Raw genomic sequence first — 16427 nt, forward strand, 5'->3', positions numbered from 1 at the left:
CGTTTCGTCGTCATTGTCTTCAGTGGTACAGCGGTCAGGAGAGTTTCCCGACCGCAGCCGCGATCTCTGGCAGTGCGGCACGCGCAAACAGCTCTTCAAAATCAGGCAGATGACCCAGCACCTCACGGTTACAGGCATCCTGATAGATGATCCAGCCATAGGTTGCCAGGCTATCCATGGAGCGGATATTGCGCTGCGTCAGCGCCGCTTTGTAATCGGACATGCGTTTCGCCGCGATCAGGCTGGCCAGTTCATCGTCGCTGTAGCTCTCAATCGCAGCACGCGCATGACGCTGCAGCTTGCTGATCAGGGCGAAATCCTCGGTCATCAGCAGGTTGCGTACGGCTTTTTCCACCGCCGCATCCTCTACCGCCGTGCCTTTCGGCAGTTTGCCCAGCGCCAGCTGCTGCGCAAAGCTGAGCACGGTGTAGTTATTCAGCAGAACAAACATCTCCTGAGTGTCGGTCGCGCCGTAAGCTGGCACCGCACCGTCGGCGATGGTTTTGCCTGCACGCCAGGCAGCTTTGAACTTCGCGACCTGATGCGCAGCCAGGGAAGTTGACAGCTCTTCCAGCAGGTCTTTCCGCGATTTTGCCTTGAGAATTTCGCTGCTGTCCTGATAGAGCAGCAGCGAGCGCGGCATCACATAAACGAAGTGCTGGCACTCTGTTTCCCAGTTTTCCAGCAGCCAGGCCGCACGCGGCGAGCCTGTGGCTTCCAGATGCCAGTTCAGCATGGTCAGTACGGCCTGCTTATGCACCTGCGCCATTTCGTCGTTGTCAGCAATCGAACCAAACAGCACCGAATCGCCTGCGGCGTGCGCGGCCAGCGTACGGTACGGGTCGTACTGGTAGGCGAAGCCGCCGCTCATGCCGTTGCCGAAGCCCTTACCGAAGGTGCCTAAGTTGAGAATGGCACCGTTCGTCATGTATTCGCAGCAGAAATCACCCACGCCTTCCACTACCGCGGTAGCGCCGGAGTTACGTACCGCAAAACGGTCGCCCGCCTGGCCCTGTACAAACAGACGGCCACCGGTGGCACCAAACAGCGCAAAGTTACCGATCAGCACGTTACCGTCGCTGTCCTGCGCGCCGCCGCCTGGCGACATCACCACCAGCTCACCGCCGCACTGGCCTTTACCCACGCCGTCGTTGCAGGTGCCCTGGTGTTTCATCTGCATACCATCGTTACAGAATGCGCCAAACGACTGGCCGGCTGATCCGCAGGTCTCAATCTGTACGCTGCGCGGTGCCAGATAGTGACGGCCGCGATCGTCTTTCAGCACCGCAGGCATCGCCGCGCGCTGCGCCGGAGAGAGTTCATGATTAAGCATGCGCTCAATATCGATAGCCAGCTGGCCGCCCACGCTCTTGTTGCGGTTATTCAGCGTGATACCGTTGCCCAGCACCACAGCGTCAGCCGCCTGATCCACCAGCGCGGTTTTCAGCGTCGCTACCCAGCTGTCATCCAGCCCGAAGTCTTTCTCCAGATAAACCGGGTGCGCAATTTTCTGCTCCGGCACAACCGTGAGCATGGCGCGCAGATCCAGTTTGCCCACTTCCAGCGGGTGATCCATCAGGTGCAGCAGGTCAGAACGACCGCGCGCTTCACGCAGTGAACGCAGACCAAGGCGCGCGAGGAACTCACGCACTTCCTGCGCCACGTTAATGAAATACTGCGCCAGCTGACGGGGATCGCCATCAAAGGCTTCGGCGTTGGTGGTCAGCCCGGCCGGGCATTTCACGTTACAGTTCTTTGCCATGACGCACTTCAGCATCATCAGGGCAGTGGTGCCGAATTCGAAGCTGTCACCACCGAGCAGGGCAGATTTGATCACGTCGCTGCCGGTCTGCTGCGCGCCGGAGCAGCGCAACTGCACTTTGTCACGCAGGCCGTTAGCACACAGCGCCTGATGAACTTCAGCGATACCAATCTCTGCCACGCGGCCGGTGTACTTCAGGCTGGTGACTGAGGCGGCACCGGTGCCGCCGGTGTTGCCGGCCACGTTGATCACGTCTGCGCCGGCTTTTGCCACGCCGACGGCGATGGTGCCGATGCCTTCCGAGGAGACCAGCTTCACAATCACGCGCACGCGCGCGGCTTTACAGTCGTGAATCAGCTGCGCAAGGTCTTCGATGGAGTAGGTATCGTGATGAGGCGGCGGTGATACCAGCTCCACACCCGGCGTACCGCCACGGGCGGCAGCGATCTCGACCGTGACTTTCGCAGCCGGCAGCTGTCCGCCTTCGCCCGGCTTCGCGCCCTGGCCAATTTTGATCTCCAGCTCTTCCAGCATCGGGTCCGCCAGGTAAGCGGCCCACACGCCGAAACGACCGGAAGCCAGCTGCTTGATGCGCGATGCGCGCAGGGTGCCGTGACGCGAATAGTGCTCGCCACCTTCACCACAGTTGCTCATGCCGCCGACCATATTGGTGCCGTGCGCCACCGCCTCATGCGCCGGGGCGACCAGCGCGCCATGGCTCATCGCGCCTGAAGCAAAGGTGCGGGTGATTTCGTGCGCCGGCTGGATCGCGTCCAGCGGCAGCGAAGGCAGGGCGGTGAAGATCTTCGACAGATACTCTGCCGCACTGCCGTAAGCGGTAATCTGCAGCGCGCCATCGGCCACGTTGCTGCTTTCAATTTCGTCGCTGAAGCGGGTTTTCAGCGCGCGCGCCAGCGCCGCCAGGCGCTCGCTCTCTGGCTTCAGCCCCTCAATGGCGTCAACCAGCCGCAGCGCGAATTGATTCTGACTGCCGTTAACCGCTTCGCAGGCCAGGCCGCGGATGGCAAACCCGTTGTTGATCAGCGAATAACGGCCAAGCTTGCGGCCAAACTCCGCTTCACTGTCCACGTGCGTCAGGTCGCAGGGCAGGGCGAGGATATCGCGCAGCGCGGCCGGACGACGCTTACGCTCCGCGTGCATCAGGCTGGAGAACTGACGGTAATCCGGCGTAATGGCAAAATTGTCGATGACGTCATTCGGAATGCGCTCGAAGCTGCTGTCTTTAAACGCGTCCGCTTTGATGCTGAACGCGTTATCCAGCCGCGCCAGCGTCATCAGACGGATGAAGTTGTCCTCTTCGCGCGCTTTGTCGGCAAAGCGGATCGGCTGTTCCGTCATATCAATAAAGGTACGCACCGCGATGGTGCCATAGGAGTGGCCGGCGCCTTCGGCACGCTCTTTGAACAGGCCAAGCAGCGGCACTTCCGCTTCACCCTGGATTTTCAGGGCGCTCTGATGCCAGTCGACGGCCATCTGCGCAATCGCCGGGAAGCCTGCACCCCCGACCGGCGTTCTGATGTTAGGGAAATATTTCTTCAGCACCGGATCTTCGGTATCCAGGAAGTTAGGCTCGAAGAACTCCCCGCAGCTGTAGCTTTCAACCGTACACAGGCCAACTTTGCCCATGGTTTTCATCAGCGCTTTTTCTGCCGCTTTGGCATAGCGTTTAAAGGCTTTGTTACCCTCTTCACCTTCGCCATATTTCTCTTCCGCACGCATCTGTACGCCAAGCGGATAAACCGCTGAAGCGCCGAAGCCCAGCGTGGCCGCAATGTGGTGTGAAGAGATACTCTGGCCGCTCTCCACCACCAGCGAGACGTCGAGGCGCAGGCCTTCCTGAACCAGACGCTGGTTGATGGCAGAGACCACCAGCAGCATCGGAATCGCGGCGTGCGTCGAGGAGATGTGGCGATCGGTAATCACCGCAATGCCGCCCTGCTGACGGGCGAAATCCACCACCTGCTGTGCCAGCGCGTCGATCGCGTTCTCCAGCGCGGCAGCGTTAGCCGCGCGGCTGATGATGTCTTTGCCGGTTACCGGCTCATACAGCATATCGAAACGCGCGTAGGGCGCGACGTTTTGCTCACGCAGGCGCAGCATGTCGAGGTGCGTCAGGATCGGGCTGGGCACGATAATCTGCTGGCCTTTGCTGCGGCCCAGGTGCGGTTTTGCCCCCAGCGCCACGCGCAGCGTCATGCCATCCGCTTCGCGGATTGAATCCAGCGGCGGGTTAGTGACCTGGGCAAAGCGCTGTGAGAAGTAGTGCGCCATACCGCCTTCGTGGTCGGACAGCCCGTTGATGGCGTTGCCGTAACCCATCGCGGAGATTTTCTCTGCGCCGGTTTGCAGCATCGGGTCCATCATGAATTTGAAGCTTTCCTGGTTGTAGTAGTAAGCCACAAAGCGCTGGTAGGTTTTGAGATCGCCACGATAACGCAGCGGTGAACCCAGCTGCTCGGCCGGGATTTCCGGCAGTTCATGCAGCTCAACGCGCGCCGCTTTCAGCAACGACCGGTAATCTTTTTCCGCGGCCAGTTTTTCCAGCGCTTCCACCGTGGTGTAAGCGCGTTTTTCACGGTGATCGTAATAGAGCATGCCGCCCGCTTCGATACGGCCGCGACGCAGAACGCTCTCTGGCGGGAAGGCGATCTGGCCGGCTTCCGACATCGCCCCGATATACTCTGCGGTCTCCACAGAGCGCAACGGACGCAGACCCAGGCGGTCGAGACGGGCACCAATCACTTCACCGTTACCAAAGATCAACGCAGCCGGGCCGTCGTTTTTCTCTTCATACAGTGAGAAGTACTCCAGCATGGCGCGTACCGGTTCAGAGAGCGAGGTATCATTTTCCCAGGCCGGCGGCATCATTGAGACCACGGCGTTGATCAGATCGAGGTTATCCTCCATCAGGCGGCTGTGGATACTCTGATCGAGACGGGAGCTGTCAGACTGGCCTTTCGGACGCACAATTTTTTTGCCGCGCGCCAGCATCAGCGCCGCTTCTGCGATGCGGTTTTTACGATCGGTATTCAGCTCGCCGTTATGCGCCATCAGGCGGAACGGCTGGGCCATGGTGGTATGCGGATCGGTATTGGTGGAGAAGCGGGTATGGAAGAACAGCCCGCGGACCTGATGATCGGCATCGGTCAGGTCTTTGAAATAGGGGATCACTTCATTGGAGTTCAGACGCGCTTTAAACACCTGGGTGCGCGACGACAGCGACAGCGGATAGAGGCCGCCAAATTCACTTTCCGTGAAGGCGCGCGCTTCGATATCCAGCAGAGCGCGATAGATATGGCGCTCAAACTCATTCTGCTCGCTGATTGCCTGCGGGGCGGCAAATATCCACTGCACAATTGGCAGCTGGAACTGCTGCGCCGCCGGGCGGGTCACGCTGCTGTCCAGCGGCATATCACGCTTCAGCAGAACCGGGAAGTTATACGCCGCCAGCGTCTCTTCGACCAGACGTTCAGCATTGGCACGCAGCGCAGCGTCTTTTGGCACAAAGAAGTTGCCCACGCCAAAGCGGCCGGCTTCCAGCGGCTGGCCGGTCAGTTTACGGAAAAAGCGCAGAGAAAGGTCAACGTTTACGCCCGCGCCGTCGCCGACGCCTTCTGCGGACATCCCGCCGCGATGCGGAACGGTGCACAGTGCGCTATGCGCCATCTGCAGGATCTCATGGGTCTGCTCGCCGTCCTTACGGGTAATAAAACCCACACCACAGCTGTCGCTTCCTGCTGATGGATCGTACAAACCCCAGGGATTAGGTTGTTGAGTGGACATTGAGGGTCTCCTTAAACTGCTTTTGACATTACCTGCATTATTTCAGGCACAGAGCAATTGCTGCGTGCGGTATCGGTTTGTTTTCACGCGTTTTATCGCGGACGGCGTAACCCTGCGCATGCACCCGGGGTACGGTTTTCACGTTCCTGGTGAGCTGCGCATAAAATCCGGTCTCTGACGGGAGATAACTTGCATCCAGAGGGAGTCTTCTTGCTGCATAGATATGCCGAGACACAGTCCCGACCGGAAAGCATCCAGCGGAATTCCAACTTATCGGGAAAGCGAACTCAGGTCAAATAGCCATCTTTATCAGGGTTAATGATGCCTTTTTGCAAGCAAGACTATGATATTTATAAACTTATTACGTAAATTTTTGTCAATCTGGCCGTGTCGATGGCGCGGTGAAGTGTGAGCCGTCTCACTGTGCTGATGGCAATTGAGGCCAGAACAATGCTGTATAAGCAGGGGGTGACAGCATAAAACTCTGCGGAGGGCAGATCGTACGCAGCATGTATCTGTTTTTCTTATGGCGCCCGATTTGAATTAAAACGGCCTCATCATTAGTAAAATTAATCGGCTTAGCGTTGATTAGAAAGTCAATAGTTATGAATGGATATGCAATAAGCTGGCGCAACCAGCGACAGGCGATGGCTGCAGAAGGGCGGACGGACAGTGCAGGCACCGGCAGGTACCGCAAAAGTGCGGCCTTTCAGATTATTCAGCTGGCAGAATTAGTCAAGCGCTTTGCGCATAAAGAAGTGAACGTCGGCGATATCGCGCTGTGTTGCACCATTCTGGGGCGTAACCCGCGTCTTTGCGCGGTGAGGCGGCGCAGTGCCGGGATAATTACGCTATCATGAGCCAGATTCGTCCAGGGAGCCCGTAATGAAACAAATTCGTCTTTTAGCGCAGTACTACGTTGACCTGATGGTCAAGCTGGGGCTGGTGCGCTTTTCACTGCTGCTGGCCTCGGCGCTGGTAGTGCTGGCCATGATTGTGCAGATGGCCGTCACCATGGTGCTGCGCGGCCACGTTGAGAGTATTGATGTCGTCCGATCGGTTTTCTTCGGCCTGCTGATTACGCCCTGGGCGGTCTATTTCCTGTCGGTGGTGGTCGATCAGCTGGAGGAGTCGCGCCAGCGTCTCTCACGACTGGTAGATAAGCTGGAGGAGATGCGCACGCGCGATCTGGAGCTGAATCAGCAGATGAAAGAGACCATCACGCAGCTTAATCAGGAGATCAGCGATCGTATTAAAGCCGAGCAGGCGCGCGAACAGGTGATGGATAAGCTGCGCGAAGAGATGACCCGCCGCGAGCAGGCGCAGATTGAGCTGGAGCAGCAATCCTCTTTTCTGCGCTCTTTCCTTGATGCCTCACCCGATCTGGTTTTCTACCGCAACATTGATAAGCAGTTCTCAGGCTGTAACCGCGCCATGGAGCTGCTCACCGGCATGAGCGAAAAGCAGCTGATTGGGCTGACGCCGCGCGATATCTATGACGAAGAGGCCGCGACTAAGGTGCTGGAAACGGACGAGAAGGTGTTCCGCCACAACGTCTCGCTGACCTATGAACAGTGGCTGCAGTATCCGGATGGCCGCAAAGCCTGTTTTGAAATCCGTAAAGTGCCCTATTACGACCGGGTGGGTAAGCGCAGTGGCCTGATGGGCTTTGGCCGCGATATTACCGAACGCAAGCGCTATCAGGACGCGCTGGAGAACGCCAGCCGCGAGAAAACCACGTTTATCTCGACTATCAGCCACGAGCTGCGTACGCCGCTTAACGGCATCGTGGGGCTGAGCCGCATTCTGCTGGATACCGACCTCAATCAGGAGCAGCTGAAATACCTGAAAACCATTCACGTCTCCGCCATCACGCTGGGCAATATCTTTAATGACGTGATTGAAGTGGACAAGATCGAACGCCGCAAAGTGCAGCTGGACAATCAGCCGCTGGATTTCACCGGCTTCCTGGCCGATCTGGAAAACCTCTCTGGCCTGCTGGCGCAACCCAAAGGGCTGAAATTTGTCATGGCACCGGCGCTGCCGCTGCCGCATAAAATCACCGCAGACGGCACGCGCCTGCGGCAGATTCTGTGGAACCTGATTGGTAACGCAGTGAAATTTACCCGTGAGGGCGAGATTACCGTGCGCGTCGCCTATCGTGAGGATGAAACCCTGCGTTTCGAGGTGCAGGATTCCGGCATGGGCATCCCGCAGGAGGAGCAGGACAAGATCTTTGCTATGTACTATCAGGTGAAAGATCAGCACGGCGGTAAGCCGGCCACCGGTACCGGCATCGGGCTGGCCGTTTCGCGCCGGCTGGCGCAGGCGATGGGCGGCGATATTAGCGTGCGCAGCGCGCCGGGGCAGGGCTCCTGCTTTACCGTCGAGATTCACGCGCCGCGCGTGGCAGATGAAGTGGAAGATGAAGGCCCGGATGACAGCATGCCGTTACCGGCGCTGCACGTGCTGCTGGTGGAAGACATTGAGCTGAACGTCATTGTGGCACGCTCTGTGCTGGAGAAGCTGGGCTGCAGCGTAGAGGTGGCGATGACCGGCCACGACGCGCTGGCGATGTTTGACCCGCAGGAGTTCGATCTGGTGCTGCTGGATATTCAGCTGCCGGACATGACCGGTCTGGATGTCTCGCGCGCCATTCATCAGCAGCATGCGGGGGTGACGCTGCCGCCGCTGGTGGCGCTGACCGCCAACGTGCTGAAGGACAAAAAAGAGTACCTCGACGCCGGCATGGACGATGTACTGAGTAAACCGCTGGCCGTGCCGGCGCTGACCGCGACCATCAAAAAGTTCTGGGACTATCAGAACGAGCCGGAAACCCCTGTCGCAGCCGTCACGGACGATGCGTCACGCGCGCTGCTGGATGTGGACATGCTTGAGCAGTATATCGAGCTGGTGGGGCCGGGATTAATCACACAAAGTCTGACGATGTTTGAACAGATGATGCCGGGCTACCTCGAGGTACTGGATTCAAACATGATGGCGCGCGATCAGAAAGGCATTGCGGAAGAGGGCCACAAAATTAAAGGCGCGGCGGGGTCTGTGGGTTTGCTGCATCTGCAGAAACTGGCGAAGCAGATTCAGTCACCGGAACTGCCGGCATGGTGGGACAACGTGCAGGAGTGGATCGACGAACTGAAGCAGGAGTGGCAGCAGGATGTGAATGTGTTACGTGCGTGGGTCGCTGAACGGGAAAAATCACGGAAGCCAGAAAAAAAATGACCCCAGTCGAAACCGGGGTGCGCGAATACTGCGCCAACACCAGGGAAATGGGCGCTGTTGCTATCATTTGAGGTCGTATACAAAAGCAACAGCGTGGTATTGGTTAACGCTTCGAAAACACCTTAGCAAATTCATCACAGCTTGTGACAAGATTCATTAAATTGTGTGATGTTGAGCAGCGTTTAAATACAGAAAACATTAATTTGCTGACACAGTCAAGCAAGGAATCAATTTCTTTGCCGTATTGCACTTTTTTTGACCAAAAGATTGCCTTTTTGCCTGGTTTTAACGCAGGCGAAGCGGCAATCACTGCTGCCGTACAGCGCGAAAAGGTATTGCTGCGCATCAGGGGTGAAAAAGTTATTTAAACCGTTGAAATAACTGGTCTGAACCGGGTAATGGTCCTTTTTATCCAAAACGTTTTGGAAACCAGCATTGAAAAGTTCCGGTTTAGCTTCCCGCCGCGCATTGTAAACGCAGGCTGACGGAATGCGCCGGCCAGACGGGCGGCGGTGTAAACACCGGATTGTTGTGAATTCATCCGGGTTTGCAGAAGAAGATCGGGTAAAGGATGAAATTCATCAACAGCCTGACAAAATGATTGTTAAGCGTGGTGAAACTTTCATTGCGAGGCTTATCACGATTGATAAAGTATTGATGCCATAGCCTGCTGCACAGTTTTTCATCATGGAACCGATTCCTTTTTCATGGAAGTAATTGATGTGACTGGCTCTGTTAAAGGAACACTCGCCGATGGTGAAATGCGACAGGCAGGCTGCCGTTGCGTTTTTCGGGTAAAATTTCGTACTGAATTGCACCTGTGCGCAATCGTGACCAGAGTGATTGATAAATACAGGGAACAGGTAAGAGATAATTCGATGAGTAAGCGTAAAGGAAATCGGGCAACGCGTATCAAAAGCGTGCTTGTCAGAGTGGTGCTGGGCTGGCTGGGTCTCTGGCTGGCGGGGATTTTGCTGTTCTCTTTTCTGCCGGTGCCGTTTTCTGCCGTCATGGTGGAGCGCCAGCTGGGCGCATGGTTCAGCGGACGTTTTGATTATGTGGCGCATTCTGACTGGGTGGGAATGGATGACATTTCTCCCTGGATGGCGCTGGCGGTGATTGCTTCTGAAGATCAGAAGTTCCCTGAACACTGGGGCTTTGATGTGCAGGCGATTCAGCAGGTCATCGGCAATGATGAAGGTGAGCGTCTGCGTGGTGCTTCTACCCTTTCGCAGCAGACGGCCAAAAACCTGTTTTTGTGGGACGGGCGCAGCTGGGTGCGCAAAGGGCTGGAAGCCGGCTTAACGGTGGGGCTGGAAACGGTCTGGACCAAACGTCGTATTCTGACGGTTTATCTCAACATTGCAGAGTTCGGAGAGGGTGTCTTTGGGGTGGAAGAGGCGGCACAGCGCTATTTTCATAAGCCTGCCAGCCGTTTGACCATGTCAGAGGCCGCACTGCTGGCCGCCGTGTTACCGAATCCGATCCGCTTCCATGCGGATGCCCCCTCTGGCTATATTCGCCAGCGGCAGCAGTGGATTCTGCGCCAGATGCGGCAGCTGGGCGGGGAAGGGTTCCTGAATCGCTATAAACTGCACTGAAGCCGTTTACTCTTCGTCAAAACCGGCTTCGAACAGTTCTATCACCGCCGCCAGCGCCTGCACTTCCTGCGGGCCGCTGGCTTCAATCTCAATATGGCCGCCTTTGGCTGAATCAAGCATCAGCAGTGCAATCACGCTGCTGGCTTCCGCCTCGGTGCCAGCCTCATTGCGCAGCAGCACTTCAGCATCGAAACTTTGCACCAGTTCAAACAGCTTCATGGCCGGGCGCGCATGCATTCCCAGCTTGTTGCGGATCTCTACGGTTTGCTTCACGGTCATGATTTACGTTTTTCCAGAGTGCGATGGCGTGACTGGACATTTTTACCGCGCGAGCGGAAGTAATCTGCCAGCTGTTCCGCAATGTACACCGAGCGGTGTTTACCGCCGGTACAGCCAATGGCGACGGTCAGATAGCTGCGGTTGTTGGTTTCCAGCATCGGCAACCACAGTTCCAGGTAGCTGCGCGTCTGGTAAATGAAATTGTGTACTTCAGTGTGGCGGTCGAGGAAGGCGGCGACCGGGCGATCGAGGCCGGTCATCGGGCGCAGTTTTGGATCCCAGTGCGGGTTAGGCAGAAAGCGCACGTCGAACACGTAATCCGCATCGATTGGAATACCGTGTTTAAAGCCAAACGACTCAAACACCATTGTCAGCTCGCGTTCCCGTTTGCCCAGCAGGCGCGTACGCAGCATCTCGGCCAGCTCGTGTACTGACATTTCAGAGGTATCGATGATCAGATCGGCGCGGGAGCGCAGCGGCTCCAGCAGATCGTGCTCCTCATCAATGGCGCTCTCCAGGGAGAGATTTTTGCTGGAGAGCGGATGCAGGCGGCGCGTATCGCTGTAGCGCCGAATCAGGGTGTTGCGATCGGCATCCAGGAACAGCAGCTGCGGTGAGAACGAGGCCGGCAGCGTACTCAGCGCGTGCTCGAAAATCTCAGGTGATTCCGGCATGTTACGCACATCAATACTGACTGCTGCCGAGATATCACGTTCGGCTAAGGTGTTGGCCAGCTCTGGCAGCAGCACCACTGGCAGGTTATCGACACAGTAAAATCCCATGTCTTCAAGGGCGCGCAGCGCCACTGACTTTCCTGAGCCTGACCGACCGCTAACGATCATCAGCACCATTACCTTTCTCCCGTTTCACACCGGCACAGCCGCCGGTAAAAAGTGTCTGTCGCTTACGAGTGTTCTTCCTGAGCTTCTGTAATGATGGCGTAGAGCTCTTCGTTGCTCTGGGCCGCGCGCAGACGGCGGCAGACAGTTTTATCTGCCAGACGTTTGGCGACCAGCGACAACGTATGCAAATGGGTTTTACACTGGTCAGCCGGCACCAGCAGCGCAAACAGCAGATCCACCGGCTGGTTATCCACGGCGTCAAAGGCGATTGGCTGATCAAGGCTGATAAACACGCCAACGGCGCGCAGCGTGTCCTCTTCCAGCTTGCCATGGGGAATGGCAATGCCGTTGCCAATGCCGGTACTGCCCATGCGTTCGCGGGTCAGGATGGCTTCAAAAAGCGTCTGGTGCGGCAGATTGAGCTGCTTCGCGGCCAGTTCGCTGATGATCTCCAGCGCACGTTTTTTACTCTGGCAGTGTACGCCGCTGCGGGTACAGTCCAGCGAAAGGACCGCGCTCAATTCCAGTGTCAGATCGTTGTTCATCATCGTTTCACTTGCGTGTTCACATAGCCCCAGGCGTGCGCCGCTGCACCGTCGGACGGGCAGGGCAACGTGCCTGCTGGCGCTTGCGCAGATGACAAAACGGGGCGGTAACCCGCCCCATTTTCTCTCTGAGGACCGAATGGGTCAGCCCTCTGCAAGCGTGAAGGTTAGTGTTTTTTCAGTTTGTCTTTGTGTTTGGTCAGCTGACGGGCCAGTTTGTCGATCAGCCCGTCGATGGCCGCGTACATGTCTTCCGCTTCCCCTGTGGCGTGCAGCTCCCCGCCGTTGACGTGCAATGTTGCCTCGGCAATCTGCGTCACCTTCTCCACTTTCAGAACAATATAAACCTGATTGATACGATCAAAATAGTGTTCCAGTTTGGCAAATTTGCTATTTACAAATTCGCGCAGCGGTTCGGTAATTTCAACATTAAGTCCGGTAAGGTTTAGCTGCATAGGTCTTCCTTCTTCGTTCGGTCAAACCAATTGCTTACGCTGGTTTGATGGCGGTATAGATAAAGACTCGCGGTACTTAGCAACCGTACGTCGCGCCACCATGATGCCCTGTTCAGATAACATGGAGGTGAGTTTGCTGTCGCTCAAGGGTTTTGCGGGATTTTCCGCAGAGATCAATTTTTTCACCAGCGCACGGATCGCCGTAGACGAGGCTTCGCCACCGCCTTCGGTGCTGACGTGACTGGAGAAAAAATATTTCAGTTCAAAAATACCGCGCGGGCTGTGCAGATATTTTTGCGTAGTAACACGGGAAATGGTGGATTCATGCATATCGACGGCCTGGGCGATATCGGCCAGCACCATCGGCCGCATGTACTCCTCGCCCTGTTCAAAAAACGCCTGCTGCTGTTCGACAATACAGCGTGTCACTTTCAGCAGCGTGTCGTTACGGCTCTCCAGGCTCTTAATCAGCCATCTGGCTTCCTGTAAATTGCTGCGGATAAACTGGCTGTCGCTGTCATTGCGCGCCGAGCCGCCCATCGCCGCATAGTGCTGATTGATTTTCAGACGCGGCAGGCTGTCTGCATTCAGCTCTACTGTCCAGCTGGCACCCACTTTGCGCACCAGGACATCGGGGATCACATACTCCGGCTCACCGGTGTTAACGGATTGCCCGGGACGCGGATCCAGCGACTGAATCAGCAGCATCGCCTCTTTCAGCACATCTTCTTTCAGACGCGTCACGCGCATCAGGCTACGGAAATCGTGGTTCGCCAGCAAATCCAGGTGCTCACTGACAATCAGGCGCGCTTCTGCCAGCATTGGGGTATCCGCGGCATATTGTGACAGCTGCACCAGCAGGCAGTCACGCAGGTCGCGCGCGCCTACGCCGACCGGGTCGAAACGCTGCACGCGCTTCAGCACCGCTTCCACTTCTTCCAGCGTTAAGGTTTCATCACCAATACTGTCACAAATGTCCTGCACACTGACGGTCAGGTAGCCGGTTGTGTCTATGGCATCAACAATGGAGGTGGCAATGGCGCGGTCGGTGTCGGTAAAGGGCGTGAGTTCTACCTGCCACATCAGGTAATCCTGCAGGCTCTGAGTGGTTTCGCCCTGATAGACCGGCAGCTCATCATCCTGGTAATCGGTGCCGGTGCCGGAAGGGGTGCCGGCGGTGTAAATTTCATCCCAGGTGGCATCCAGCGGCAGTTCGTCGGGCATCTCTTTTTGTTCAAGTGCCTCGCGCGTATCTAACGCTTCGCTCTCCTGGAATTCACGGGCATCAACTTCTTCATGCAGATCGGTTTGTTCAAGCAGCGGATTGCTTTCCAGCGCCAGCTGTAATTCCTGCTGGAGTTCAAGCGTAGAGAGTTGCAGCAAGCGGATTGCCTGCTGCAACTGGGGAGTCATCGCCAGCTGTTGGCTGAGCCTGAGTTGCAAACCTTGCTTCATAATCCGGCTGGAATGTCCTAAGCAAATGTCGGGTGTAACCACACCTTATCAGAGTCTGAACTCTTCGCCCAAATAAACCCGCTTAACCTGCTCATCTGCAAGAATTTCATCTGGCGTACCGTGCGCAATCAGGCGGCCCTGGCTCACGATATAGGCGCGTTCACACACCGCCAGCGTTTCACGCACGTTGTGGTCGGTAATCAGTACCCCAAGGCCGCTGTCACGCAGATGCTCAATGATCTTCTTAATATCAATAACGGAGATGGGATCAACGCCGGCAAACGGCTCATCCAGCAGGATGAATTTCGGGTTCGCCGCCAGCGCACGGGCAATTTCAACGCGGCGGCGTTCACCGCCGGAGAGCGCCTGGCCCATGCTGTTGCGCAGGTGCTCAATGTGAAACTCTTCCATCAGCTCATTGGCGCGATCCTGACGCTGTTCTTCGGTCAGATCGTCGCGCACCTGCAGCACGGCCATCAGATTATCGAACACGCTCAGGCGGCGGAAAATAGAGGCTTCCTGCGGCAGATAGCCAATGCCGCGACGCGCGCGGGCATGCAGCGGCAGGATGCTGATATCTTCTTCATCGATAACAATCCGGCCGGCATCACGCGGCACGATGCCCACCACCATGTAAAAGGTCGTGGTTTTACCGGCGCCGTTCGGACCCAGCAGGCCGACAATTTCGCCGGACTTCACCTGCAGGCTGACATCTTCCACCACGCGGCGGCCTTTATAGGCTTTCGCCAGGTTTTCAGCGATTAATGTGGCCATGGCTCTCAGTTACTCTTTTTGGGGCTCGCAGACGAACCGTTCTTGTCCTGCAGCTGCGATGGCACCAGTACGGTGGTCACGCGCTTGCTCTCACCCTGGCTGTAGGCCTGCATTTTCTGCTCTTTCACCAGATACGTGATGCGGTCGCCTTTGATATTGCTGTCCTGCTGCTCAATAAACGCGTTACCGGTCAGCTCGACAAAATCGTTAGCCAGTTCATAGTGCAGCTTCGCAGCGTGGCCTTTCACCGGCTTGCCGTTATCCTGCATCTGATAGAAGGTGGCGGGATTGCCATAGGCATCCACAATGGTTTTATTGCTGTCGCCGCCCGGGCGAGTCACCACGACTTTATCCGCCGTAATTTTGATGGTGCCCTGGGTGACGATGACGTTGCCGGTAAAGGTGGCAACGTTGCCCTGCAAATCCAGCGCCTGATTGACGGAGTCAATATTTACCGGCTTGTCAGAATCACCGGTCACCGCCAGCGCGGGCAGGCTGGTCGCCAGCAGGGCGCTGACCAGCAGCAACTTAAGGCTGTTTTTGTTCATTTTGGATTTCATAAGATGTTTTGACCTTTTCAAGCAGCTCGGCATTTTTTGTCCGTAAGTTGCCGCGCATCTTCATGCCGGTGGAATTAAAACTGCGGCCAAAGAGCGTGACCTGATCGTCTGATGTCACGTCCTGGGTAACCAGATTAACCTGAGCATTATCCGTGATGATGCGCTCAAGCTGAGAATCCTGCGTCAGCGTATGCACTTCAACGTGGCCGTAAAGGTAGAGCATACGATCTTTCGTCAGCTTTGCTTTATCGGCGCGTACCGACCAGGTCGGCACTTTATTTTCATCAAACGTCGTCATGACCGGATTATCGAACCAGCTCACTTCGTCAGCCGCGAAATAGGTCACTTTATCGGAGATCAGCTTATAGGCCAGCGCCCCGGCAGGGTTATAGGCCACCGAGCTCGATTTGGCGCTGGTGTACGTAGGTTCCTGATCGCTGGACGCCACGGGCGTTTTACTGTCGTCCTGATTGGTCAGATTCCAGCCGATCAGCACCAGCGCGATCAGACCCAGAATCAGCGTTATCCAACGCCTGCTTTTACTCATACCGATTGCCCTTTGGCATCCTCAAATTTGTTCTGCGCCATTAAAATCAGGTCGCACAGCTCGCGCACGGCGCCGCGGCCACCGGCAATGCGCGTCACGTAGTGAGCGCGCGGCAAGAGCACCGGATGGGCGTCCGCTACCGCGACGCTCAGGCCGGACTGCGCCATCACCGGCCAGTCGATCAGGTCATCACCAATATAGGCCACCTGGTCGGCAGACAGTGACAGTTTATCCAGGAGTTCACGCCAGGCCAAAAGCTTATCCGACTGTCCCTGGTAAAGATGCGTAATGCCGAGCGTTTTACAGCGATCTTCCAGCAGGGTGGCGCGCCGGCCGGTAATGATAGCCACTTCGATGCCAGAGGTCAGCAGACAACGCACGCCGTAACCGTCGCGGACGTTAAAGGCCTTCAGCTCTTCGCCGCTGTTACCCATGTAAATCAGACCGTCCGACATCACGCCATCAACATCGCAGATTAACAGACGAATCTGCGCGGCGCGCGCCATCACATCGGCACTGACCGGGCCGTAGCAGGTTTCAACCATCGCGGTTTCAGTAAGCAT

Annotated in this window: 13 protein-coding genes; 3 read left to right on the forward strand and 10 right to left on the reverse strand. The window is 56.7% G+C overall.

Annotated elements, in window-relative coordinates; translation table 11 throughout:
* Nucleotides 1–34: 34 nt before the first annotated feature.
* Nucleotides 35–5566 carry a glutamate synthase-related protein gene (locus tag D8B20_RS01915; RefSeq protein WP_145886630.1) on the reverse strand — a complete coding sequence of 1844 codons (5532 nt, stop codon included), beginning with the start codon at nucleotides 5564–5566 and terminating at the stop codon, nucleotides 35–37.
* A gap of 885 nt (nucleotides 5567–6451) precedes the next feature.
* Between D8B20_RS01915 and arcB the strand changes: the two genes are divergently transcribed.
* The 3 genes from arcB to mtgA all read left to right on the forward strand — a co-directional run bounded on the left by arcB (nucleotide 6452) and on the right by mtgA (nucleotide 10407).
* The gene (gene arcB / locus D8B20_RS01925) at nucleotides 6452–8806 is read left to right on the forward strand and encodes an aerobic respiration two-component sensor histidine kinase ArcB (RefSeq protein ID WP_145886632.1); all 2355 of its coding nucleotides are present in this window, start codon (nucleotides 6452–6454) and stop codon (nucleotides 8804–8806) included.
* Nucleotides 8807–8967: 161 nt separating this feature from the next.
* On the forward strand, nucleotides 8968–9174 hold the full coding sequence (locus D8B20_RS01930) for a hypothetical protein (protein ID WP_145886634.1): 207 nt from the start codon (nucleotides 8968–8970) through the stop codon (nucleotides 9172–9174).
* A gap of 510 nt (nucleotides 9175–9684) precedes the next feature.
* A complete protein-coding gene (mtgA, locus tag D8B20_RS01935; protein WP_145886636.1) occupies nucleotides 9685–10407 on the forward strand; it encodes a monofunctional biosynthetic peptidoglycan transglycosylase in 723 nt (240 codons plus the stop codon).
* Nucleotides 10408–10413: 6 nt separating this feature from the next.
* On the opposite strand, the gene npr is transcribed toward mtgA, so the two are convergent.
* The 9 genes from npr to kdsC form a co-directional block, all read right to left on the reverse strand.
* A complete protein-coding gene (npr, locus tag D8B20_RS01940; RefSeq protein WP_145886638.1) occupies nucleotides 10414–10686 on the reverse strand; it encodes a PTS phosphocarrier protein NPr in 273 nt (90 codons plus the stop codon).
* Nucleotides 10683–11537 (reverse strand): RNase adapter RapZ, encoded by an 855-nt coding sequence (gene rapZ / locus D8B20_RS01945; RefSeq protein WP_145886640.1) that lies wholly within the window; start codon nucleotides 11535–11537, stop codon nucleotides 10683–10685. Before rapZ ends, npr begins: the two co-directional genes overlap by 4 nt.
* Nucleotides 11538–11590: 53 nt before the next feature.
* Nucleotides 11591–12073: a PTS IIA-like nitrogen regulatory protein PtsN gene (ptsN, locus tag D8B20_RS01950; protein WP_186454419.1), complete on the reverse strand. Its 483-nt coding sequence runs from the start codon at nucleotides 12071–12073 to the stop codon at nucleotides 11591–11593.
* A 167-nt stretch (nucleotides 12074–12240) separates the two neighbouring features.
* Nucleotides 12241–12528: a ribosome hibernation promoting factor gene (gene hpf, locus D8B20_RS01955; RefSeq protein ID WP_145886644.1), complete on the reverse strand. Its 288-nt coding sequence runs from the start codon at nucleotides 12526–12528 to the stop codon at nucleotides 12241–12243.
* 21 nt (nucleotides 12529–12549) lie between these two features.
* Nucleotides 12550–13983, reverse strand: coding sequence for an RNA polymerase factor sigma-54 (gene rpoN / locus D8B20_RS01960; RefSeq protein ID WP_145886646.1), 1434 nt, complete (start codon nucleotides 13981–13983; stop codon nucleotides 12550–12552).
* Between the two features lie 48 nt (nucleotides 13984–14031).
* Nucleotides 14032–14757 carry an LPS export ABC transporter ATP-binding protein gene (gene lptB, locus D8B20_RS01965; RefSeq protein WP_145886648.1) on the reverse strand — a complete coding sequence of 242 codons (726 nt, stop codon included), beginning with the start codon at nucleotides 14755–14757 and terminating at the stop codon, nucleotides 14032–14034.
* Nucleotides 14758–14762: 5 nt separating this feature from the next.
* Nucleotides 14763–15317 carry a lipopolysaccharide ABC transporter substrate-binding protein LptA gene (gene lptA / locus D8B20_RS01970; protein WP_145886650.1) on the reverse strand — a complete coding sequence of 185 codons (555 nt, stop codon included), beginning with the start codon at nucleotides 15315–15317 and terminating at the stop codon, nucleotides 14763–14765.
* Nucleotides 15286–15864 carry an LPS export ABC transporter periplasmic protein LptC gene (lptC, locus tag D8B20_RS01975; protein ID WP_145886652.1) on the reverse strand — a complete coding sequence of 193 codons (579 nt, stop codon included), beginning with the start codon at nucleotides 15862–15864 and terminating at the stop codon, nucleotides 15286–15288. The genes lptA and lptC overlap by 32 nt, the downstream gene beginning before the upstream one ends.
* Nucleotides 15861–16427 carry a 3-deoxy-manno-octulosonate-8-phosphatase KdsC gene (gene kdsC / locus D8B20_RS01980; protein ID WP_145886654.1) on the reverse strand — a complete coding sequence of 189 codons (567 nt, stop codon included), beginning with the start codon at nucleotides 16425–16427 and terminating at the stop codon, nucleotides 15861–15863. Before kdsC ends, lptC begins: the two co-directional genes overlap by 4 nt.

This window comes from Candidatus Pantoea soli (genome assembly GCF_007833795.1).
GTDB lineage: Bacteria > Pseudomonadota > Gammaproteobacteria > Enterobacterales > Enterobacteriaceae > Pantoea > Pantoea soli.